General features: G+C 65.9%; 24 protein-coding genes. 9 read left to right on the forward strand and 15 right to left on the reverse strand.

Features of this window, described 5'->3' with window-relative positions; all coding sequences use genetic code 11:
• Positions 1-35: 35 nt before the first annotated feature.
• The 4 genes from rplM (at position 36) to erpA (ending at position 2,089) form a co-directional block, all read left to right on the forward strand.
• Positions 36-464, forward strand: coding sequence for a 50S ribosomal protein L13 (gene rplM / locus J8I34_RS06850; RefSeq protein WP_010813907.1), 429 nt, complete (start codon positions 36-38; stop codon positions 462-464).
• Positions 465-476: 12 nt separating this feature from the next.
• Positions 477-869 carry a 30S ribosomal protein S9 gene (gene rpsI, locus J8I34_RS06855; protein WP_029048551.1) on the forward strand — a complete coding sequence of 131 codons (393 nt, stop codon included), beginning with the start codon at positions 477-479 and terminating at the stop codon, positions 867-869.
• A 252-nt stretch (positions 870-1,121) separates the two neighbouring features.
• Positions 1,122-1,619: a bactofilin family protein gene (locus J8I34_RS06860; protein WP_209805684.1), complete on the forward strand. Its 498-nt coding sequence runs from the start codon at positions 1,122-1,124 to the stop codon at positions 1,617-1,619.
• A 101-nt stretch (positions 1,620-1,720) separates the two neighbouring features.
• Positions 1,721-2,089 carry an iron-sulfur cluster insertion protein ErpA gene (erpA, locus tag J8I34_RS06865; protein ID WP_010813904.1) on the forward strand — a complete coding sequence of 123 codons (369 nt, stop codon included), beginning with the start codon at positions 1,721-1,723 and terminating at the stop codon, positions 2,087-2,089.
• Positions 2,090-2,146: 57 nt separating this feature from the next.
• Here the strand turns inward: erpA and J8I34_RS06870 are convergent, their stop codons facing one another.
• Positions 2,147-2,956, reverse strand: coding sequence for a phytanoyl-CoA dioxygenase family protein (locus J8I34_RS06870; protein WP_029048553.1), 810 nt, complete (start codon positions 2,954-2,956; stop codon positions 2,147-2,149).
• Positions 2,957-3,046: 90 nt separating this feature from the next.
• On the opposite strand from J8I34_RS06870, the gene J8I34_RS06875 reads away from it, so the two are divergent.
• On the forward strand, positions 3,047-3,964 hold the full coding sequence (locus J8I34_RS06875) for a LysR family transcriptional regulator (RefSeq protein ID WP_209805685.1): 918 nt from the start codon (positions 3,047-3,049) through the stop codon (positions 3,962-3,964).
• Here J8I34_RS06875 and J8I34_RS06880 read toward each other — a convergent pair.
• Positions 3,952-5,037, reverse strand: coding sequence for an anhydro-N-acetylmuramic acid kinase (locus tag J8I34_RS06880; protein WP_245175816.1), 1,086 nt, complete (start codon positions 5,035-5,037; stop codon positions 3,952-3,954). The genes J8I34_RS06875 and J8I34_RS06880 overlap by 13 nt on opposite strands.
• A 50-nt stretch (positions 5,038-5,087) precedes the next feature.
• On the reverse strand, positions 5,088-6,482 hold the full coding sequence (locus tag J8I34_RS06885) for a M23 family metallopeptidase (protein WP_209805687.1): 1,395 nt from the start codon (positions 6,480-6,482) through the stop codon (positions 5,088-5,090).
• A gap of 270 nt (positions 6,483-6,752) precedes the next feature.
• On the opposite strand from J8I34_RS06885, the gene tyrS reads away from it, so the two are divergent.
• From tyrS to J8I34_RS06905, 4 genes are all read left to right on the forward strand, one after another.
• Positions 6,753-7,994 carry a tyrosine--tRNA ligase gene (gene tyrS, locus J8I34_RS06890; RefSeq protein ID WP_209768082.1) on the forward strand — a complete coding sequence of 414 codons (1,242 nt, stop codon included), beginning with the start codon at positions 6,753-6,755 and terminating at the stop codon, positions 7,992-7,994.
• A 10-nt stretch (positions 7,995-8,004) separates the two neighbouring features.
• Complete coding sequence (dtd, locus tag J8I34_RS06895; protein ID WP_029048558.1) at positions 8,005-8,466, forward strand: D-aminoacyl-tRNA deacylase; 462 nt, start codon at positions 8,005-8,007, stop codon at positions 8,464-8,466.
• A gap of 79 nt (positions 8,467-8,545) precedes the next feature.
• Complete coding sequence (locus J8I34_RS06900) at positions 8,546-9,193, forward strand: YbhB/YbcL family Raf kinase inhibitor-like protein (RefSeq protein WP_209768084.1); 648 nt, start codon at positions 8,546-8,548, stop codon at positions 9,191-9,193.
• A gap of 30 nt (positions 9,194-9,223) precedes the next feature.
• Entirely contained in the window at positions 9,224-9,898 is a 675-nt protein-coding gene (locus tag J8I34_RS06905) for a histidine phosphatase family protein (protein ID WP_035878153.1), read from the forward strand.
• Between the two features lie 39 nt (positions 9,899-9,937).
• Here J8I34_RS06905 and J8I34_RS06910 read toward each other — a convergent pair whose 3' ends face one another.
• The 12 genes from J8I34_RS06910 to dusB form a co-directional block, all read right to left on the reverse strand.
• Entirely contained in the window at positions 9,938-10,663 is a 726-nt protein-coding gene (locus J8I34_RS06910; RefSeq protein WP_029048561.1) for a queuosine precursor transporter, read from the reverse strand.
• A gap of 188 nt (positions 10,664-10,851) precedes the next feature.
• Complete coding sequence (locus J8I34_RS06915) at positions 10,852-11,436, reverse strand: BPSL1445 family SYLF domain-containing lipoprotein (protein WP_029048562.1); 585 nt, start codon at positions 11,434-11,436, stop codon at positions 10,852-10,854.
• A gap of 44 nt (positions 11,437-11,480) precedes the next feature.
• Positions 11,481-12,095 (reverse strand): hypothetical protein, encoded by a 615-nt coding sequence (locus tag J8I34_RS06920; RefSeq protein WP_232232455.1) that lies wholly within the window; start codon positions 12,093-12,095, stop codon positions 11,481-11,483.
• 215 nt (positions 12,096-12,310) lie between these two features.
• On the reverse strand, positions 12,311-13,369 hold the full coding sequence (gene ruvB / locus J8I34_RS06925; protein ID WP_209805688.1) for a Holliday junction branch migration DNA helicase RuvB: 1,059 nt from the start codon (positions 13,367-13,369) through the stop codon (positions 12,311-12,313).
• Positions 13,370-13,414: 45 nt separating this feature from the next.
• Positions 13,415-13,996 carry a Holliday junction branch migration protein RuvA gene (gene ruvA / locus J8I34_RS06930; RefSeq protein ID WP_029048565.1) on the reverse strand — a complete coding sequence of 194 codons (582 nt, stop codon included), beginning with the start codon at positions 13,994-13,996 and terminating at the stop codon, positions 13,415-13,417.
• A gap of 70 nt (positions 13,997-14,066) precedes the next feature.
• Positions 14,067-15,263 carry an RNA-guided endonuclease InsQ/TnpB family protein gene (locus J8I34_RS06935; RefSeq protein WP_209768091.1) on the reverse strand — a complete coding sequence of 399 codons (1,197 nt, stop codon included), beginning with the start codon at positions 15,261-15,263 and terminating at the stop codon, positions 14,067-14,069.
• The gene (locus J8I34_RS06940; RefSeq protein ID WP_209768093.1) at positions 15,257-15,886 is read right to left on the reverse strand and encodes an IS607 family transposase; all 630 of its coding nucleotides are present in this window, start codon (positions 15,884-15,886) and stop codon (positions 15,257-15,259) included. Before J8I34_RS06940 ends, J8I34_RS06935 begins: the two co-directional genes overlap by 7 nt.
• A gap of 77 nt (positions 15,887-15,963) precedes the next feature.
• On the reverse strand, positions 15,964-17,181 hold the full coding sequence (locus J8I34_RS06945) for a glycerophosphodiester phosphodiesterase (protein ID WP_209768095.1): 1,218 nt from the start codon (positions 17,179-17,181) through the stop codon (positions 15,964-15,966).
• Between the two features lie 56 nt (positions 17,182-17,237).
• Positions 17,238-17,783: a crossover junction endodeoxyribonuclease RuvC gene (gene ruvC, locus J8I34_RS06950; RefSeq protein ID WP_209768103.1), complete on the reverse strand. Its 546-nt coding sequence runs from the start codon at positions 17,781-17,783 to the stop codon at positions 17,238-17,240.
• Between the two features lie 163 nt (positions 17,784-17,946).
• Complete coding sequence (purH, locus tag J8I34_RS06955; RefSeq protein ID WP_209805689.1) at positions 17,947-19,521, reverse strand: bifunctional phosphoribosylaminoimidazolecarboxamide formyltransferase/IMP cyclohydrolase; 1,575 nt, start codon at positions 19,519-19,521, stop codon at positions 17,947-17,949.
• A 22-nt stretch (positions 19,522-19,543) separates the two neighbouring features.
• Complete coding sequence (locus tag J8I34_RS06960; protein WP_019447044.1) at positions 19,544-19,777, reverse strand: Fis family transcriptional regulator; 234 nt, start codon at positions 19,775-19,777, stop codon at positions 19,544-19,546.
• Positions 19,774-20,841 carry a tRNA dihydrouridine synthase DusB gene (gene dusB / locus J8I34_RS06965; protein ID WP_209805690.1) on the reverse strand — a complete coding sequence of 356 codons (1,068 nt, stop codon included), beginning with the start codon at positions 20,839-20,841 and terminating at the stop codon, positions 19,774-19,776. The genes J8I34_RS06960 and dusB overlap by 4 nt, the downstream gene beginning before the upstream one ends.
• Positions 20,842-21,048 lie beyond the last annotated feature (207 nt).

Here is a 21,048-nt window from a genome sequence, read left to right on the forward strand (position 1 = left end):
CGGATTCGGGCACGAACTAATAGTCAGGAAAAATCATGAAGACCTTTTCCGCCAAGCCTCATGAGGTAAAGCGCGACTGGTACGTGATTGACGCGACGGACAAAGTCCTCGGCCGTGTCGCCAGCGAAGTGGCACGCCGTCTGCGCGGCAAGCACAAGCCGGAATTCACTCCGCACGTCGACACGGGTGATTACATCATCATCGTCAATGCAGCCAAGCTGCGTGTCACGGGTACCAAGGAAACGGACAAGAAGTACTATCGCCATTCGGGTTACCCGGGCGGTATCTACGAAACGACGTTCGGCAAGATGCAACAGCGTTTCCCGGGCCGTGCCCTGGAAAAAGCTGTGAAGGGCATGCTGCCGAAGGGTCCGCTGGGCTACGCGATGATCAAGAAGCTGAAGGTTTACGCCGAAGCCGAGCATCCGCACGAAGCGCAGCAGCCCAAGGCGCTGGAAATCTAAGGAGGCCAATCCATGATCGGTAACTGGAATTACGGTACTGGCCGCCGCAAGAGCGCTGTGGCTCGTGTCTTCATCAAGTCGGGCAAGGGCGACATCGTCGTCAACGGCAAGCCCATCAAAGAGTATTTCGCTCGCGAAACCTCGCTGATGATCGTGCGCCAGCCCCTGGAACTGACCGCCCACGGCGAAACGTTCGACATCAAGGTCAACGTGACCGGCGGTGGCGAAACCGGCCAGGCCGGCGCAGTGCGCCACGGCATCACCCGCGCCCTGATCGACTACGATGCGACCCTGAAGCCGGCCCTGTCGAAGGCTGGCTACGTCACGCGCGATGCACGTGAAGTCGAACGTAAGAAGGTCGGCTTCCACAAGGCGCGTCGTCGCAAGCAGTTCTCGAAGCGCTGATGCGTTTTCGCGGTTCCGGTCCTGCCGGATGCCGCGAAATCCAAAGAAACCGCACGCTGGCCGTGCGGTTTTTTTTCGACTGCGTCCTGCGGATTCGCATCCGGCCGTTGAAAATAGCGGTGGGCCCCCAGACTTTTGTGGGGTATGCGCCGCACGCGGCTACAATCACGCCCTGTCGCCATCGGCAAGCCGTCTGCCATGGCGATGCGCCCCGGGCCGTCGGGCCTGGTACGAACGAGAGAGGAGTGAGCGATGCTGTTTTCTAAGAAGAAGGGCCTTTCGATCGATACGCTGATCGGCGCAGACACCGCCATCGACGGCGACCTGGTGTTTGCCGGTGGCCTGCGGCTGGACGGGCGTGTGCGCGGCAACGTCACCGCCGCGCCGGGCAAGGCAAGCATGCTGGTAATCAGCGAGAAGGGCATGGTCGAGGGCGAGATCAGCGTCGGCCACCTGGTGCTGAACGGCACGGTGAAGGGGCCGGTGCATGCGACCGACCTGCTGGAACTGCAGCCACAAGCCCGCGTGCTGGGCGACGTGCGTTATGCGGCGCTGGAGATGCACCAGGGTGCGCTGGTCGAAGGAAGGCTGGTACCGCTGGCACAGGGCACAGCCGGTGAAATCAAGGCGTTGCCAAACGTGGTCGATGCCGGACCGGTCACGGAAGTGACGGGAGAGGCGGCTGATGCCGATGCCGCGGATGAGGAAACTCCGCCAGTCGTAGCCAGTCCCACGGAAAAGGCCGCGTGAGCAGCCTGCTGCACGTCCGGAAACCCTTGAAAACAAAGGGGTTCGGCACGATCTTTCAGTAGCGCTTAGAATACAGGCGTATCTAAACAGGAGAACCCCCCATGAACGCAGTCGCAGAGGCACCCGTTACCGAGGACGTGCCGGCACCGTTCGTCTTTACCGACAGCGCCGCCGACAAGGTCAAGCAGTTGATCGAGGAAGAGGGCAATGCCGAGCTGAAACTGCGCGTGTTCGTGCAGGGCGGCGGCTGCTCGGGCTTCCAGTACGGCTTCACCTTCGACGAGGAAGTCAACGAAGACGACACCACCATGGTCAAGAATGGCGTCACCCTGCTGATCGACTCGATGAGCTACCAGTACCTGGTGGGCGCCGAGATCGACTACAAGGAAGACATCAACGGCGCCCAGTTCGTGATCAAGAACCCGAATGCCTCGACCACCTGTGGTTGCGGCTCGTCGTTCTCGGTCTGAGCGGTTCCGGCCCCCAAAAAACGCACCTTCGGGTGCGTTTTTGTTTTGTGGGCATGGTTACTTGCAGGCGCGCCAGACCACCGGAAACCAGTCCTCGCGCAAGCGCTCTCCGGTCTGCTGGCCGATGCCGGGAAACGGCGGCGAGGTACGTCCCGGCCGCTGCATGAAGCGCACGTCGTCGCCCAGGAAACGCGCGGAGAATGCGCGCCGGCGGCCGGCGCCACTATTGCCCGCGGCACCGTGCACGGTGCGGAAGTCGAACACCACCGCATCGCCAGGCTCGAGTTCCGGCGCGAGCAGCGTGTGGCTGCCGTCCTCGACATCCGGCATGTCCATGAATGCACTGTCATCGTCGTCCTGGCTGCCATAGAAGCTTTCGTTGCTGGCCCAGCGCTTGGGCCGCACCAGCTTCGGCCAGCGATGCGAGCCGGCCACCACGCGCAGCGTATTGGCCTGCGTGACGGGATCCAGCGGGATCCAGTAGCTCGCGGTCTGGGCGCCGTCGACGCAGTAATAGGGCAGGTCCTGGTGCCAAGGCGTGGGCTTGGCCGTGCCGGGCTCCTTGACCAGGATGTGTTCGTGGAACACCTGCACGGCCTGCGATTGCATGATGCGGCCGGCGATGGACGCCGCCGGGGACCGCCGGATAAATGCATCGAACGGCGCGATTCGCTGCCAGTTGCAGTAGTCCTCGAAAAAGCGCCCGCCTTCGCCGGGCCGTACATTCTCGATGGCGAACGGCCCGGGTTCGGCCAGGTTCTGCGCGAAACCTTCGCGCAGCGGCTCGACCCAGTCAGCGAACGCGCCGCGCAGCACCAGCACGCCGTCACGCTGGTAGGTATCGATCTGTTCCTGGGTGATTTCCATGGCGGGGGCTCCGTTTGGCGATGCTCGCAGTATCGGCATTTGCCATGGATAGGAAAAGCATATATTTCCTATGGTGTGATATAGGAAAACATGATCCCTTTCTCTTTCCGCCAGCTCGAGTACTTTGTCGCCGCCGCCGAGCACGGCAGCATCAGCGCGGCGGCACGCGCACGCCACGTGTCGCAGCCGTCTGTGTCGACCGCGATCGCACAGTTGGAAGACACGCTGGGAGAGCCGCTGTTCCGGCGCCAGGTCAGTCGTGGCCTGGCGCTGACGCCGGCCGGCCAGCGCCTGCTTGGCCGTGCGCGCGACATACTGGCGCTGGCGGCGGGCCTGACTGCCGACGAAGCGGGCGAGCGCGGCCTGAGCGGCCAGTTGTCGCTGACGTGTTTCCAGGACCTGGGGCCGTATTTCGTGCCGCGCCTGCTGGCCGGCTTCCGCGAGCGGCACCCCCGCGTCTCGGTGACCCTGTTCGAGGCTGACCTCTTCACCGTGCACCGCGCGCTGCAGGCCGGCAAGGCGGAACTGGCGCTGACCTACGACCTGGGCCTGGATGCCCGCACCGAGCGCTGCACGCTTGCGCAACTGCCGCCATACGCGCTGCTGCCTGCGGGGCACGCGCTGGCGCGCAGCGCGGACGTGAGCCTGGCCGACCTTGCCGGCGAACGTCTGATCCTCGAGGACATCCCGCAGACACGGGAATACTTCCTGTCGCTGTTCTGGGCGCATGGCCTGCATCCGGCGCCGCACCAGTACACCCAGACCTTCGAGATGCAGCGCGGGCTGGTCGCTCACGGCTATGGCGTGGCGCTGTCGTGCACGCGGCCAGCCGGCGACCACAGCTACGACGGCATGCCGATCGCCTGCCTGCCGCTACGCGAGCCGGTGACGCCGCAGCGCGTGGTGCTGGCGCGCTCGCCGGCCATGCGCGCGTCGCCGCTGGCACAGGCATTCATGTTGTATGTGGAGGAGGGCGCCGCCCAGGCGAAAGCCGTTCAGCGCGGATAGATCGCGCCCAGCACGCGCTGCCCGGCAGCGCCGGTTACGGCAGGCACGTTGCCAGGCAGTCGCAGCGTGCACTGGCGAGCCAGCCAGGCAAAGGCGATGGCCTCCACCTGCGAGACCGGCACCCCGTACTGTTCCGAGGTTTCGATGGCCACGGCAGGCAGCGCCTGCGCCAGCCGCGCCATCACGAAGGCATTACGGGCGCCGCCACCGCAAACCACAAGGCGCCTTGCGTCGCGCGCGTGGGTACGCACGTCGCGCGCGATGGCTTCGGCGGTCAGCGCCGCCAGCGTCGCCTGCACGTCGTCAGGCGCGAGGTGCCCGAAGGCCTGCAGTTGGCTATCCAGCCAGCCGGGATGGAACAGGTCGCGGCCGGTGCTCTTAGGCGGCGGCGCGCTGAAATAGGGATCCGCCAGACACCGCGCCAGCAGTGCATCGTCGACGCGCCCGCTGGCCGCCCAGTCGCCATTGCTGTCGAACGGCAGCCCGCGGTGGCGGTGGATCCAATAGTCGAGCAGCGCATTGCCCGGGCCGCAATCGAAACCGCTGACGGCGCCGGTGGCAGGCAGGATGCTGATATTGGAAATGCCGCCGATATTGCAGGCGACGCGGGTCTCGGCGTCGCTGCCAAACAGCGCGTGATGCAGGGCTGGCACCAGCGGTGCGCCCTGGCCGCCGGCGGCGACGTCGCGGCTGCGGAAGTCCGCAACCACGTCGATGCCGGCCAGTTCTGCCAGCCGGGCCGGATGCTGGCTTTGCCGCGTGTAGCCGATACCGTCGTACAGGCCCGGCCGGTGACGGATGGTCTGGCCATGCGCGCCGATGGCGGCGACCGAGGCGGCAGGCACGCCGGCCTCGCGCAGCAGCGCGGCCACGCAAGCGGCGTAGACCTCGGCCAGCGCATTGGCCGCCAGTGCCTCGCGGTGGATCTCGTCCTCGCCCGGCTGCTGCAGGGCGCCATATGCCGCGCGCAGCGACTCGGGGAAGGGTTCGCTGGCGGCGGCCAGTACCTCCGGCCGCGCGCCGCTGAAATCGACCAGCACCGCATCGGCACCATCCATGCTGGTGCCGGACATGATGCCGATATAGCGTTCGCTGCCTGGCACGGGCTGGGTCACGGTCCGCGTCAGTTGGAAGCGGTCAGCACGTTGTAGGCGCGCAGCGCATTGATGCGGCTCAGCAGCCCGCTGGTGTAGGTCTGGAATTCCTGGCGCGACTTGCCGCTCAGTGGCGGGGATTCCATCAGCGTGATGGTCAGCGGGTTCTGCGGCACGTCATTGAAGCGGAACTCATAGTGCAGGTGCGGGCCGGTGGCCCAGCCGGTCGAGCCGACATAGCCGATCAGCTGGCCCTGCCGCACCGGCTGGCCCTGGCGCATGCCGGCAAAGCCGGACAGGTGCGCGTAGTAGGTCGAGTAGCCGTTGGCATGGCTCAGGATGACGATGTTGCCGTAGCCGTTCTGCTGGCCGACGAATTCGACCACGCCGTCGCCGGTGGCCAGCACCTTGGTGCCGGTCGGGGCGGCGAAGTCCACGCCCTTGTGCTGGGCCCAGTCGTGGTGCAGCGGATGCTCGCGGCCGCCGAAGCCCGACGACACGCGCGAGAACTCCACCGGCGAGCGCAGGAACGGCCGCTTCATGCTGCGTCCGTCGAACGTGTAATAGGCGCCGGCGCCATCCTTGCTGTCTTCCGGCGAGAACCACAGCGCCTGGTGCAGCTGGTTGCGGTTGATCAGCTCGATCGCGATCACGCGGCCGTTGCGCACGAAAGTGCCGTCGCGGAAGCCCGCTTCATAGATGATGCGGAAGCGGTCGCCACTGGCGATATCGTGGTGGAAGTCGATCACGCCGGAGAAGATCGACAGCATCTGCTGCACGACCTCGTCGGGCACGTTGGCCGCATCCATGGCCTTGAAGAAGCCGGCGCCGGAAATTGCGCCCGATGCCATCTCGTAGTGCACGTCGTTGTCAACGCGCTGGACCTTGGCCTTGTAGGTGGCGCTGCCATTGCCGGCTGCCGCGCGCACACGCTCGATCACCAGCTCGCGCGAGGCCGCGGCGTCGCCGCCGAGGTTGGCCTGCAGCGACACCAGCATGTTGCTTTCATCGATTTCCGCCTGCACCGCCTGGCCGGGGTTCAGGCCGAACAGGCCGCGCGCGGTGGGGTTCTTGACGATAAAGGCTTGCGCATCGGGATCGTCCACGCCGAGACGGCGCAGCAGGCTGCCGATGGTGTCGCCACGCTGCATGCGCTCTTCGCGCACGTACACGGCCTGGCTGTCGGTCAGCAGGTCTAGCTGCTCGCGCACGTCGGGCATGCGCAGGGACTGCTCGGTGCGCGGCGCGAGCGGATCATCGAAGGCGCTGCGCGGTGCAACGCCCATCGCCGCGGCCATGCCGAGCGTGAAGATCGCGCCCACCGAGGCAGTGAGTTGCTTGCGCCGGCGCGCATGCTGGGGGTTGGTTGGGTCAACGAGAACCACCAGCTCGCGCGCGAAAACATCGCGGAGTCTTGACCACATCACGTAAAATTCAACCTTGGTCTGAGCACCGCTGCCGGAACGATGTGTCTCGTCTGCCTTCCTCCCCCGAGGTGCGGCGCGTGCTGTTCACTTTATCGGGCCACCTGCATCGGATCGCGGCCTCGATTCGGATCGAGGGCTGCGGCAAGTGACGGGTGGCGCACAGGAAAGGGTCCTGATGGCGCCCGGAAAGGCGGATTATACCAAAATCCGCTGCTCGCGGCTGTCGGAATCTTTCCTAAAATTTCATGTATTTCAAAGACTTACGTCATGACTGAAGTTTCCACGGGCCCCGCGGCCAAATACCCCCTGACGCCGTCGGTGATGCACGCCCTGGAGGTCTCCAAGCGTGGCTGCGACGAACTGCTGATCGAATCCGAGTGGACGCAGAAGCTGGCGCGCAGCGAGGCCACCGGCGTGCCGCTGCGCATCAAGCTGGGCCTGGATCCGACCGCGCCCGACATCCATATCGGCCACACCGTGGTGCTGAACAAGCTGCGCCAGCTGCAGGACCTCGGCCACCAGGTGATCTTCCTGATCGGCGATTTCACCTCGACCATCGGCGATCCGTCGGGCCGCAACAGCACGCGCCCGCCGCTGACGCGCGAGCAGATCGAGGCCAACGCCCAGACCTACTACCGCCAGGCCAGCCTGGTGCTGGACCCGGCGCGTACCGAGATCCGCTACAACAGCGAGTGGTGCGACCCGCTGGGCGCGCGCGGCATGATCCAGCTGGCCGCCAAGTACACCGTGGCCCGGATGATGGAGCGCGACGACTTCACCAAGCGGTTCCGGTCTGGGATTCCGATCTCGGTGCATGAGTTCCTCTACCCGCTGATGCAGGGCTATGACTCGGTCGCGCTCAAGTCCGACCTGGAGCTCGGCGGCACCGACCAGAAGTTCAACCTGCTGGTCGGCCGCGAGCTGCAGAAGGAATACGGCCAGGAGCCGCAGTGCATCCTGACCATGCCGCTGCTGGTCGGCCTGGACGGGGTCGAGAAGATGTCCAAGTCCAAGGGCAACTACGTCGGCGTGACCGAGGCGCCCAACGACATGTTCGGCAAGCTGATGAGCATCTCGGACGACCTGATGTGGCAGTACTTCACGCTGCTCTCGTTCCGCCCGATGGCCGAGATCGACCTGATGAAGCAGGAAATCGCCGCGGGCCGCAACCCGCGCGACTGCAAGGTGCTGCTGGCGCAGGAGATCGTGGCGCGCTTCCACAGCCAGGCCGATGCCGAGAAGGCGCTGGATGACTTCAACCACCGCGCGCGCGGCGGCGTGCCCGACGACATCCCCGCGGTCAGCCTGGAAGGTGCTCCGCTGGGCATCGCGCAGCTGCTCAAGCAGGCCAACCTGGTGCCGTCGACTTCGGAAGCCAACCGCAATATCGAGCAGGGCGGCGTCAAGATCGACGGGGCCACGGTCAGCGACAAGGCGACCAGGGTTGCCGCCGGCACCTACGTCGTGCAGGTCGGCAAGCGCCGCTTCGCGCGCGTGACGCTGTCCTGAGGCGGCGGGCATGATCGCATTGATCCAGCGAGTCGCGCGGGCCTGCGTGACCGTCGAAGGCCGCACCACCGGCGAGATCGGCGCCGGCCTGCTGGCACTGGTCTGCGCCGAGCGCGGCGACACCGAGGCGCAGGCCGAGCGGCTGCTGGCCAAGATGCTGTCATACCGGGTGTTCTCCGATGCCGCCGGCAAGATGAACCTGCCCGTGCAGAACATGGACGGCAACGGCAATGCCGGCGGCCTGCTGGTGGTGTCGCAGTTCACGCTGGCGGCCGACACCAACAGCGGTACGCGGCCCAGCTTCACGCCGGCGGCGTCGCCGGAGGATGGCAAGCGGCTGTACGAGCATTTCGTGGCAAAGGCGCGCGCGGCGCATCCGCAGGTGCAGACTGGCGAGTTCGGCGCGATGATGCAGGTCAGCCTGGTCAATGACGGGCCGGTCACGTTCTGGCTGCGGGTGCCGCCTGCCTGAAGCAGATCGCCAGATTGCAGATCGCAAGACAGATTCCAAGCTGCCACGCCCCGGCGCGGCACCAAGACAGGAGAGACAAATGAAACTCTGGAGCAAGTCCTTCAACGACAACGCGCCGATCCCTGGCGAGTTTGCTTTCTGCGTGCCAGACGCCGCCAGCCACGTGGCCTTGTCGACCAACCGCAATCCCGACCTGCACTGGGAAGACGCGCCGGCCGAGACGCGCTCGTTCGTGCTGATCTGCCACGACCGCGACGTGCCCAGCAAGGGCGACGACGTCAACCAGGAAGGCCGCGAAGTGCCGGCCTCGCTGCCGCGCGTGGACTTCTTCCACTGGGTGCTGGTCGACATTCCGCCGGGCCTGAGCGCGATCGCCGCCGCCTCGCACAGCGACGGCGTGATCGCGCGCGGCAAGCCGGGCCCCGAGGCCACCGGCGGCACCGCCACCGCGGGTGGCCTGCGCCACGGCATCAACGACTATACCGGCTGGTTCGCCGGCGATGCCGACATGAAGGGCGACTACTTCGGCTATGACGGCCCGTGCCCGCCGTGGAATGACACGCTGCTGCACCACTACGTGTTCACGCTGTATGCGCTGGACATCGACCGCCTGCCGCTGGATGGCACCTTCACCGGCGCGCAGGTGCGCGACGCGATCCAGGGCCATGTGCTGGCGCAGGCCAGCCTGACCGGCACCTACACGCTCAATCCCAAGCTGGCGCAGTAAGCGGCTTCAAAGGAAACCGAAGGAATCGGCATGTCGCTAAGCTCCGGGCTGCAATCGCTGGCCTTTACCCACCTGATCGTAATCCGCCATGGCGAAACGGCCTGGAACCGGGAGCGCCGGCTGCAAGGCCAGCTTGATATTCCGCTGAACGAGACCGGCCGCGCCCAGGCGCGCGCGCTGGCTGCCGCGCTGGCCGGCGAGCCGATCGACGCGGTGTATTCCAGTGACCTGTCGCGGGCCATGGAAACCGCGGCGCCGCTGGCCGAGGCGCTGGGGCTGCAGATACGCCCCGACGCGCGCCTGCGCGAGCGCAGCTACGGCACGCTGCAGGGCAAGACCTACGCCGAAGTGGCCGAGGACCTGCCCGAAGACTTCGCCCGCTGGCAGGCGCGCGTGCCGGACTACGCTCCGCCGGAGGGCGAATCGCTGCTCGGTTTCCATGAGCGCACCGTCGACGCCGTGCTGGCGCTGTCGCGCCGGCACCCCGGCGAGCGTATCGCGCTGGTCGCGCACGGCGGCGTGCTCGACTGCCTGTACCGCGAGGCCACCGGCATGACGCTGGAAGCGCCGCGCCAGCATGAGCTGCTCAATGCCAGTGTCAATCGGCTGCGCAGTGACAGCTCGCACCTGACGCTGGCGGCGTGGGGGGATGTGAGCCACCTGGAGAACCTGGCGCTGGACGAGGTGGACCGGCGGGTGCCCTGAGTCTTTGGATATCCCGCTCCGGCCCGGCGGGAGAGGGCTTCAGACCCTCACGCGGAATGGCGTGAAATTGGTATGCCGGTCGAAGTAGTCCTCGTTCTCGGCCCGCTTCAAAAATCCCACCACCTTGTACGTCACCGGCGTCATCACGACTTCCCAGCCGGTCTTCAGCACGTACTGCGCCACGGCGACCTGGGCTACCTTTTCCGGCGGCCAGATGCCATAGAAGGCAATCACGTAAAACAGCGACGAATCGACCAGCTCGCCCGCCAGGGTCGAGCCGATCGTGCGCGTCCACAGCCACCGCCCTCCCGTCCACAGCTTCATTTTCGCCAGCACATAGCTGTTGGTGAAACTGCCGCAGCAGAACGCGATCAGCGACCCGAGCGCGATGCGCCAGGTGTTGCCGAACACATCCTGCAGGCTCTTCTGGTAGTCCGCCATGAACGGCGCGACCGGCATGTTCAGCACCACCAGGCTCATGAAAGTGGCGAACGCCAGCGCGGCGAAGCCGGCCCAGACCACGCGCCGGTCGCGGCCGTAGCCGTAGACCTCGGTCAGCACGTCGCCGAAGATGTACGAAATCGGGAAGAAGAGCACGCCGGCGCCGAAGGTCACCGTGCCGATCATGGGCAGCGTCACCTGCGCCGCCTTGGCCGCGCCGATCAGGTTCGAACACAGCAGCACGGTGACGAATGCCACCATGACGAAGTCATAGTAGCGGTAGACACGGCCCGGTTGGATCGTGCTGGCGGGGACGGCGGACATGGGGGCTCCCGGTCGGGCGCGCTGGCGCGCGGCATTTTGGGCGCGATTATGCCAGCGGGCCCCGGACTCTGCCGCGCCTGTTGTGGCTTGCCCAGGCGTTGCTGCCGGCCGCCCGAAATGAAAATTCCCGGCCGAAGCCGGGAATTGCAGCATAGGGCGGGATGGCCCGGCGCAGCCGGGTGGTCGCGTCAGATATCCAGCTTGCTGATCTTGGCGCCGTTCACCGAGACGTCGAACATCAGGCCGGCATTGGTCTGCACGAAGGCAATCACCGGCTGCTGGCTGGTCAGGGTATCGAGCCTGCCGTCCGCGCCGACCTTGGCCACCGCCACGTTGGCATCGGCGCCGGCGGTCCAGCCCTTGCTGGAAACAAACTTGTTGTAGGCCTCCGGGGTCATGAACATGATGATGACGGCCTTGGACTGCCCGCCGGCGGTCAGCCCGACCGAGGCCTGCGTCGTGCTGTAGTAGCCGACCGTCGCGCCCTTGGATCGCAGCGCACCTTCGCCGTATTCGCCGCCCACCACCAGGCCGGCCGAGATGACACGCGGGAACACCAGGACCCCTTGCGCACGCTGCGCCAGATCGCGTGCGCCGGCGTTGGCGGAATACAGCCGGTTCAGCGCTCCGTCCACCCCGGCATCGATTTCCTGCTTCTTGGCGACCGGGTCCTTCGAGGCGCTGGTGCCGGTGGTGGTGCAGCCTGCCGCCATTGCGGTGGCAACGAGCAGGCCCGAGCCGGCAACCCGGGTAACAAAGTGGCGACGATTCATAGGTAACCTCCTGGTGGGGAAAAGTACCGCGCCCGGCACGGTGTTTAGTTGGCTGCGGCCGCCGCCGGTGCCTTGACCGTAATGGCCACGACTTCGCGGTAGACAAGCTTGGCCATCTGTCCGCGCTTGATCTGGTTCAGGTCGATCGCGGGATCCTCGACCTTGACGGTGCGCAGCGTCTCGCGCGGCCCGCGGAACGTAACCAGGCGCTTGGCCGGATCGATCTTGGTGATTTCCGCGGTCACCGTGGTGGTGATCTCACGCATGATGCCCGGCTTGCCGCCCTCGGCGGCGCGCGAGGTGCGGTCGACCTGTTCGGCCATGGCGGTGGCCTTGCTGTCGAGCGGTTCCAGCGACGCCACCAGGGCCGCGCCGCGCGTCACGGTGACGATGTCGCCCTTGCGCACCTGGCCGAAATTCTTCGCTTCGTCGCCCGCGACCAGCTCGACCACATTGCCGCGCGGGCCTTGTACCAGCACGGCCTTGGAGGTGGGGTCGATATCAATGATCTTGCCGCTGATCACGGCTTCCTCGGCGACGCCGACAGGACCCTGCGCACGCTGAGCATTGGCGTTTCCGGCAGCCAGCAGCGCGAACGCGGCACTGGCCAGGGTGGCGGCGAGCAGGGACGAGGTGGAACGGCGCAGGCGACGGCTCATGGCATTCCTTGCAGGGTCGGAAACCGGTTCACAATTGCGCCGCAACCGTGGGGCAGCCCTTGGGCTACCTCCTGGCGGTCATCGGCGGGCACCAGCCAGGTGCCGATGAAGCCATTGTGGACAATGGGCCATGGGCCAGCAATCCACTTCGAAAAAATTTGGGGGGCGAGATTAAAACATTTAATTGGCTGATGCCGACGCCCCGGCCCCGCGCCTTATTGCCCGTCGAACAACTCGCCGCCGCCGCCAGACTGCGGCGACGCCAGCCCGAAATGCCGGTAGGCTGCCGCCGTGGCCACACGCCCGCGCGGCGTGCGCTGCAGGTAGCCCTGCTGGATCAGGTAGGGTTCGAGCACGTCTTCGATGGTGTCGCGCTCCTCGCCGATGGCCGCGGCCAGGTTGTCCACGCCCACCGGGCCGCCGCCGAACTTGTGCAGCACCGCTTCCAGCAGCTTGCGGTCCATCAGGTCAAAGCCGACGCGGTCGACGTCCAGCATGGCCAGCGCGGCATCGGCCATCTCGCGCGTGATGGTGCCGTCGCCCTTGACCTCGGCATAGTCGCGCACACGGCGCAGCAGCCGGTTGGCGATACGAGGGGTGCCGCGCGCCCGCCGCGCGATCTCCAGCGCGCCCTGCGGATCGATGCTGGCGTGCAGCAACTGCGCCGAACGCGTGACGATGCGTGCCAGTTCCTCGGCGTTGTAGAACTCCAGCCGCGCCACGATGCCGAAGCGGTCGCGCAGCGGATTGGTCAGCATGCCGGCGCGCGTGGTGGCGCCAACCAGCGTGAACGGCTGCAGGTCGAGCTTGACCGAGCGGGCCGCCGGGCCTTCTCCGATCATGATGTCGATCTGGTAATCCTCCAGCGCCGGGTACAGGATCTCCTCGACGACCGGCGACAGCCGGTGGATCTCGTCGATGAAGAGCACGTCGTTGGCTTCCAGGTTGGTCAGCAGCGCCGCCAGGTCGCCCGGGCGCTCCAGCACCGGCCCGGAAGTCTGGCGCAGGCCCACGCCCATCTCGCGCGCGATGATATGGGCCAGCGTGGTCTTGCCCAGGCCCGGCGGGCCGAACAGCAGCACGTGGTCGAGCGCCTCGCGCCGCTTGCGCGCGGCGTGCATGAAGATATCGAGCTGCCCGCGCACCTTTTCCTGGCCGACGTACTCGTCCAGCAGCTTGGGCCGCAATGCCCGCTCGTACGCCTCCTCCTGCGACGAGGCGGGGGTGGCGGAAATCACGCGGGCGGGGGCGGAAAGCTTGTCGGTCTCGATCATGGCGCTAATGGGGGTACCCCGGAAAAGACCCCGCCATTCTACGCCTCAGCCCTTGGACAAGGCCTTGAGCGCGAGCTTGATGCCCTCGGACACGCCGGTGCCGGCCGGCACCTGCTTGATCGCCGCGCCGGCCTCCTTCTCCGAGTAGCCCAGCGCGAGCAGCGCGTTGAGCACATCGACAGCGCTGTCGGGCACGGCCGCGGCGCCGGGCGCATGCCCCAGTTCCGCGCCCAGCTTGCCCTTGAGCTCGAGCAGCAGCCGCTCGGCGGTCTTCTTGCCGATGCCCGGCACGCGCGTCAGCCGGCCTGCTTCCTGCAGCGTGATCGCCTGTGCCAGCTCGGACACCGACATGCCCGACAGCACCGCCAGCGCCATGCGCGCGCCGATGCCGCTGATCTTGATCAACTCGCGGAAGGTATTGCGCTCGGCAGCCGTGCCGAAGCCGTACAGCAGGTGCGCGTCCTCGCGCACGATCAGCTGGGTCAGCAGCGTGACCGGCTGGCCCACGGCCGGCAGGTTATAGAAGGTGCTCATCGGTACGTCGACCTCATAGCCGACGCCATGGCAGTCGACCAGCAGGTGTGGGGGATTCTTCTCGATGAGGTTGCCGGCAATGCGTCCGATCATGTCTGGGTTTGTTGGGTGGGGAATAAGGCGGCCGCAAGTGTACCGTTCTGTCAGACCTACTCATTCTTGTTCACGCTTGAACAAAGCTGACTTCCTGCTTCATCAAGGTCGGTTTCACCGCTGTCTTGCGACCGCGGCCAGCGCCTTCCTCTCCACAGGCTGATACCGTGGAACTCACGGCCATGAACTTCAAATTTATCGCGGCATTCACATCCCGATCGTGCGTTGTGCCGCAAGTGGGGCACGACCACTGACGTATCGACAGCGCCAACTCGTCGAGCTTGTGCCCGCACGCCGAGCAGGTCTTGCTGCTGGCAAAGAAGCGGTCGGCCACCACGACCTGGCTCCCTCGCATCGCCGCCTTGTATTCCAATTGCCGGCGGAACTCGAAGAAGCTCATGTCGGCAATTGATCTGGCCAGATGGCGATTGCCCAGCATTCCGCGAACGTTCAGGTCTTCGATGCCAATGGTGTGAAACCGGCGCGTGAGATCTGTCGTGAGCTGGTGCAAGGCGTCCGAACGAATGGCGGCGATGCGCGCATGTAGCTTCGCCAGCCTGCCTTTGGCTTTGCGGCGATTGGCCGATCCTTTCTGCTTGCGTGACAGGCTGCGCGAGAGCCCGCGCAGCCGCTGCAGCAGTGCCTTGTGAGCCTTAGGGCCTGTGACCTTTTCTCCCGTGGAGAGGGTCGCCAATGCCGTCACACCCAGATCCACACCCACCGCGCCTTGGTTTTCGGCTTTGGGCAGGTGAGAACTGTTGGGTGAATCCACGGCGATGCTGACAAACCAGCGGTCGGCCACACGGGAGACCGTGGCCGACAGGATCTTGCCAGCGAAGCGCAACGACTCGCGCATGCGCACCCAACCGAGATTCGGGATGCGGATGCGCGAACCGTCGAGGCTGAACTGGTCATTGGTAAGCGTAAAGCGGTCGTGCACGCCTTTCTTGCGGAACCGGGGATAGCGGGCGCGGCCGGCGAAAAAATTCTGGAATGCCTGGCCGAGCTGGATGATGGCCATCTGCGGCGCGTTCTTCGTGACCTCCAGCATCCACGGGAACTGCTCGCGCTTGATGGCGTTGAGTTGCCGGCGCAGCAAGTGCTGGGACGGCCTGGGATGGCTCGCATCAGCCTTCCACGCTTCGTACTGGCGCTTCCACCCGGCCAGCGCCCAGTTGTAAGCAAAGCGCGCTGTGCCCGCTGCGCGGGCCAGGTAGGTGGCCTGTGCATTGTTCGGATCGAGCGCGATGCGGTGGGCGATCAGCACTGCGACGCCTTCACGGCCTGGCGCACGCCGTCGAGCAACTTCTGGTTCTTGCGCGAGCGGCTGCCGTATAACCGGGCACTGAACACGGTGATGATCTCCAGCACGTCCTTGGCCAGATCCTCCTCGAACGTCGTATCCTCGCCTTGGTTCAGGATCACCACTTCGACATTCCTGACCTCGCAGATCGCGAACACCAACTCTGCGCCGAAGCGCAGCAGCCGGTCCCTGTGCGTGATGACCAAGCGTCCGACTTCGCCGTCAATGAGAGATCCGAGCAAGCGCTTGAGGCCCTTCTTGTGGTAGTTCATGCCGGAGCCAAGATCGGCGATGACTTCGAACGTCCAGCCCTGGCGGGCACAATAGAGTTCGAGCACCTGCTTCTGCCGCTCCAGGTCATCCTTCTGGTCCTGGCTTGACACTCGCGCGTAAGCGACGGTGCGCCGCGCGCTTTCCGAAGCGTGGAACTGCTCTGGCCGCAGCCGCGACAGGTCATAGCGTCGCCGCCCACCAGGCGTGCGCTCGTCTGGAATAAGCTTGCCTTCGCGTTCCCAGCGCCGCAGCGTTTGCGCCGCAACGCCTAGAAACTCAGCAGCCTCTTGAATGCTGACCATCTTGCGTGACATGCGCAAAATGTACATGAGCACGCAAGAATGTTCAACTTATGCCCGAAATGTTCGGGCCCTGCGGCCGCATTGCCTCCTTAGCGATTTGCATCGACCGCACGGCGCCCCAGCGCCGGGTCGTCGGTGAAGAAGCCATCAACGCCGGCGGCGATAAACGCCTCCAGCTCGCGCACCATGCCCGACGGGCTGCGCGTGGCCTCGTCGCCGCCGGTCTGCAGCGCCTTGGGCAGGAAGCTGTTCTCCGGGCGGAAGGTGTAGGGATGGACGAACAGGCTGGCGGCATGGGCCTGGCGGACCAACGCGGTCGGCGCGGCGAGCGCGCCCTGGGCGTCGCGCGGCACTACGCTGCTTTTCTCCGGGCCGATGCCGTCGGCGTAGGCCGCCACTTCGCGCAGGCCGGTCGTATTCAGCATGTCGCCGAAGGTGCGGGGGTCGCCGGCGAGCTTCCAGTCGGCGGGGCTCTTGCTCGGGTTGCCGACCAGTTGCACCAGCTTGACGTTGGGCCGCGCTTGGCCGAACGTGCGCCGCAGCGCGCGCAGGCTGCCGCCTTCGAAGCATTGGATGAACAGGGGGGCCTGGCGGAGGTAAGGCTGGGCGCGCACCGCGGAGGCGAGCTTGTCTTCCATAGGCAGGCCAATGCCGCGGAAATAGCTCGGATGCTTCAGCTCGGCGTAAATGCCGATGGGTTTGCCGGTGCGAAGCGATGCCTGCTCGGCAAGGCGAACAATCTCGTCGAAGGTGGGAACCTCGAACTGGTCGTTCAGCCGCGCATTGGCCGGGCGCAGGCGCGGGATGCGCTCGCGCGCGCGCAACGTCTTGAGCTCGGCCAGCGTGAAGTCTTCGGTGAACCAGCCGCTCAGGCGCTCGCCATCGATGACCTTGGTGCGCTTGCGGTCGGCGAATTGCGCCAAGTCGGCGACGTTGGTCGTGCCGGTGATGTCGTTCTCGTGGCGGGCTACCAGTACGCCGTCGCGGGTCATGACGAGATCGGGCTCGATCGCATCGGCGCCGTCCTCGATCGCCTTGGTGTAGGCGGCCAGCGTGTGTTCGGGCCGTAGTGCGCTGGCGCCGCGGTGGGCGATGACCAGGGCCTTGGGTTTCTCTGCGGCGGGGGGCTGCGGCGTGCCTGGTGCCGGGGCCGGCACCGGCGCGCGTGGTGCATGGGGTTTCGGCCGGGGCGCGGTGGTACAGCCGGCGACCAGCATGGCGCTGGCGGTGGCCGCGGCGAGCGGGATCCGCCAGCGCCGCAAGGCAAGCATTACGGAGCGGGCAAGGACATCAATCTGGCTTGGCATTCAGTATTCCTGCGGGAAGACGAGTGCCTGATTGTAAGAGACTCGGGGAGGCTGGCTCAGCCGACCAGCCGGCCGCGTCGCACGCGCATGCCCTTGCGCGCCAGTTCCGGGGCCATGCCGGCCAGTGTGCCCAGCGTATCGCCGCCGTTGGCATGGCAGATGGCCACGCCCAGCGCATCGGCGGCGTCGCTGCCGGGCTGGCCTGGCAGCATCAGCAGGCGGGTCACCATTTCCTGGACCTGGGCCTTATTGGCGCGGCCGTAGCCGACCACTGCGACCTTCAGCTGCAGCGCGGTGTATTCGAATACCGGCAGGCCGTAGCCGACCAGCCCGCAGATCGCTGCGCCGCGGGCCTGGCCCAGCAGTAGCGTGGATTGCGGGTTAACGTTGACGAAGACCTTTTCGATCGCGGCGCAGTCGGGCGCATAGGTGCGGGACACTTCGCTGATGCCGTCGTAGAGCGTCTTCAGCCGTTCCGGCAGGCTGGCATTGCCGTCGCTCTTGATCGTGCCCGAGGCGATGTAGGCAAGCTTGTTGCCTTTTTTCTCGATCACGCCAAAGCCGGTGGTGCGCAGGCCGGGGTCGATGCCTAGGATTCGCATGGGCGGGGTAGGGTGGATGGCGTCGCTAGTGTATTGCTTTTTGCGCCCGCGTTGGCGCAAGGTGTTCGCCGCGGGCCGCAAGGAAAAAAGCGGCTCCGCCGCGAGGCGAAAGCCGCTTTGGGAGCGTACGGGCGCTTGCGCAACGGGCAAGCCCGCCCGGGTTTCAGTGGCGGAAGTGCCGCGTCCCAGTCAACACCATCGCAATCCCACGTTCATCCGCCGCAGCAATCACCTCATCATCCCGCATCGACCCACCCGGCTGAATCACGCACGTAGCACCCGCATCCACAACCACATCCAACCCATCACGGAACGGGAAGAACGCATCCGACGCCACGGCGGAGCCAGCCAGCGTCAGCCCGGCATTCTGCGCCTTGATGCTGGCGATGCGAGCCGAATCCACACGGCTCATCTGCCCGGCACCGACACCCAGCGTCATGCCACCGCCACAGAACACGATGGCATTGGACTTGACGAACTTCGCCACACGCCAGGCAAACATCAGATCATCCATTTCCTTCGGCGTCGGATGACGGCGTGTCACCACCCGCAGCTCGGACGGTTGCACGTTCTTGGCATCCGGGCTCTGCACCAGCAGGCCGCCACCGACGCGCTTGAAGTCATACTGGTTGATCCCCTTGCCCAGCGGAATCTCCAGCAGGCGCACGTTCTGCTTGGCCGCGAATACGGCGCGCGCGGCGGCGCTGAACGACGGCGCAATCAGCACTTCAACGAACTGCTTGGCCACGGCCTGCGCAGCGGCTTCATCCAGTTCCACGTTGAAAGCGATGATGCCGCCGAAGGCCGAGGTGGAGTCGGTCTTGAACGCCTTCTCATACGCTTCCAGCGCGTTGGCGCCCAGCGCCACGCCGCAAGGGTTGGCGTGCTTGATGATCACGCAGGCCGCGCCATTGGCCGCGTCGAACGACTTGACGCATTCCCAAGCCGCGTCGGCATCGGCGATGTTGTTGTACGACAGCTCCTTGCCTTGCAGCTGCACGTAGTTGGCCAGCGCGCCATCCACCGCCTTCAGGTCACGGTAGAACGCCGCCGACTGGTGCGGGTTCTCGCCGTAGCGCATTTCCTGAACCTTGTCGAACGCCAGGTTCAGCGTCTGCGGGTAGGCGCTGCGGGCCTGGTGCGACTTGTCGGCACCCAGGCTGGTCAGGTAGTTGGTGATGGCGCCGTCGTACTGCGCCGTGTGCGCGAATACCTTGGTCGCCAGGCGGAAGTTGGTGTCGTAGCCAACGGCGTTGCCATTGGCGCGCATTTCGTCGAGCACCACGGCGTAGTCGGCCGGATCGACAATCACGGTCACGTCGCGGTGATTCTTGGCCGCCGACCGCAGCATGGTCGGGCCGCCGATATCGATGTTCTCGATCGCGTCCGGCAGCGTGCAGTCATCCTTGGCCACGGTCTGCTGGAACGGGTACAAATTCACCACCAGCAGGTCGATGGTGGGGATATTGTGCTCGGCCAGCGCGGCCATGTGCTCGGGCAGGTCGCGGCGCGCCAGGATGCCGCCGTGGACCTTCGGGTGCAGCGTCTTGACGCGGCCGTCGAGCATTTCCGGGAAGCCGGTGTAGTCGGCCACCTCCGTCACGGGCAGGCCGCTGTCGGCCAGCAGCTTGGCGGTGCCGCCGGTGGAAAGCAGCGTCACGCCGAGCGCGTTCAGTTCGCGCGCGAATTCGACGATGCCGGTCTTGTCGGAAACGGAAAGGAGGGCTTGCTTGATCATGGCTGTGGGAAACGCTTCAAATTCAAAGTAAACCGTGCTGCTGCAGCTTCTTGCGCAGCGTGTTGCGATTGATGCCCAGGTAGGCGGCCGCCAGCGACTGGTTGCGCTCGGCGCGCACCATCACGGCTTCCAGCAGCGGCCGTTCGACGGCCTCGAGCACCATGTTGTACATATTGGAAGGCTCTTCACCGTCCAGGTCGCGAAAATACGTGTCCAGGCTGTCCCGGATGCACTGGTCGATAGCGTTGCGGCTCATGCGGCAAGCAACTCCCCGTTTTTGTTGTTGTTCGCTTCGTCTTTATCTTGTCTGCCCTGATCGTCGTCCACGTACACCAGCCGGTCCGAGAACGCCGCCTGCTCGTCGAAGAAGGCGTTGACCGCCGCCAGTTGCTCGGTGGTGGATTCCAGCGTGTTCATCCGGTGCCGGAACAGGTTCGCGCCGCGCAGGCCGCGCGTGTACCAGGCAATATGCTTGCGCGCGGTGCGCACGCCGGTGAACTCGCCGTAGAAGGCGTAGTGGTCTTCCAGGTGCGCGTTCATGATCGCGCGGATCTCGGCCACCTCGGGCGACGGCAGCATCTCGCCGGTCTTCAGGAAGTGCTCGATCTCACGGAACAGCCACGGCCGGCCCTGCGCCGCGCGGCCGATCATGATCGCGTCCGCGCCCGTCAGCGCCAGCACTTGCCTTGCCTTCTGCGGCGTGGTGATGTCGCCGTTGGCGACCACCGGGATCGAGGCCGCTGCCTTGACCGCGGCAATGGTCTCGTACTCGGCGTCGCCGTGGTACAGGTCGGCACGGGTGCGCCCGTGGATGGTGAGCATGCTGATGCCCGCGTCCTCGACCATGCGCGCGACGCGCAGCGCATTGCGGTTCTCGCGGTTCCAGCCGGTGCGGATCTTCAGCGTGACCGGCACGCGATCACCGACGGCGGCGACCACCGCCTCGACGATGCGCACCACCAGCGGCTCGTTCTGCAGCAGCGCCGAGCCGGCGGCCACGTTGCACACCTTCTTGGCCGGGCAGCCCATGTTGATGTCGATGATCTGCGCGCCGCGGTCGACGTTGTATCGCGCCGCCTCGGCCATCATGGAAGGCTCGGCGCCGGCGATCTGCACGGCGATGGGCTCGACCTCGCCCGCGTGGTTGGCGCGGCGCATGGTCTTTTCGCTTTTCCACAGCTGTGCGTTGGACGCCACCATTTCCGACACCGCATAACCCGCGCCGAGCTGCTTGCACAGCTGGCGGAACGGCCGGTCCGTCACGCCCGCCATGGGGGCGACAAACAGGTTGTTGCGGAGTTGGTGAGGTCCGATCTGCACGATAGGGCGGCGGTTCTGCTGGGGGCCCTGCCGCCCTGGCGGCGCGCGCGCCGGGAAGGATCGGGATGGCCTGCTCTGGTTCGGGGACCTTCTTGTGACGATCGGGCGAAACAGAGACGAAACGGAAAAACATGCCCCTGCCGAAACTGCAGCCGGCGATGGATCGGGACATGTGCGAGGGCGAGATTCTACCGCCAAACGGGAGCG

It is taken from the genome of Cupriavidus phytohabitans, assembly GCF_017815025.1.
Classification (GTDB): Bacteria; Pseudomonadota; Gammaproteobacteria; order Burkholderiales; family Burkholderiaceae; genus Cupriavidus.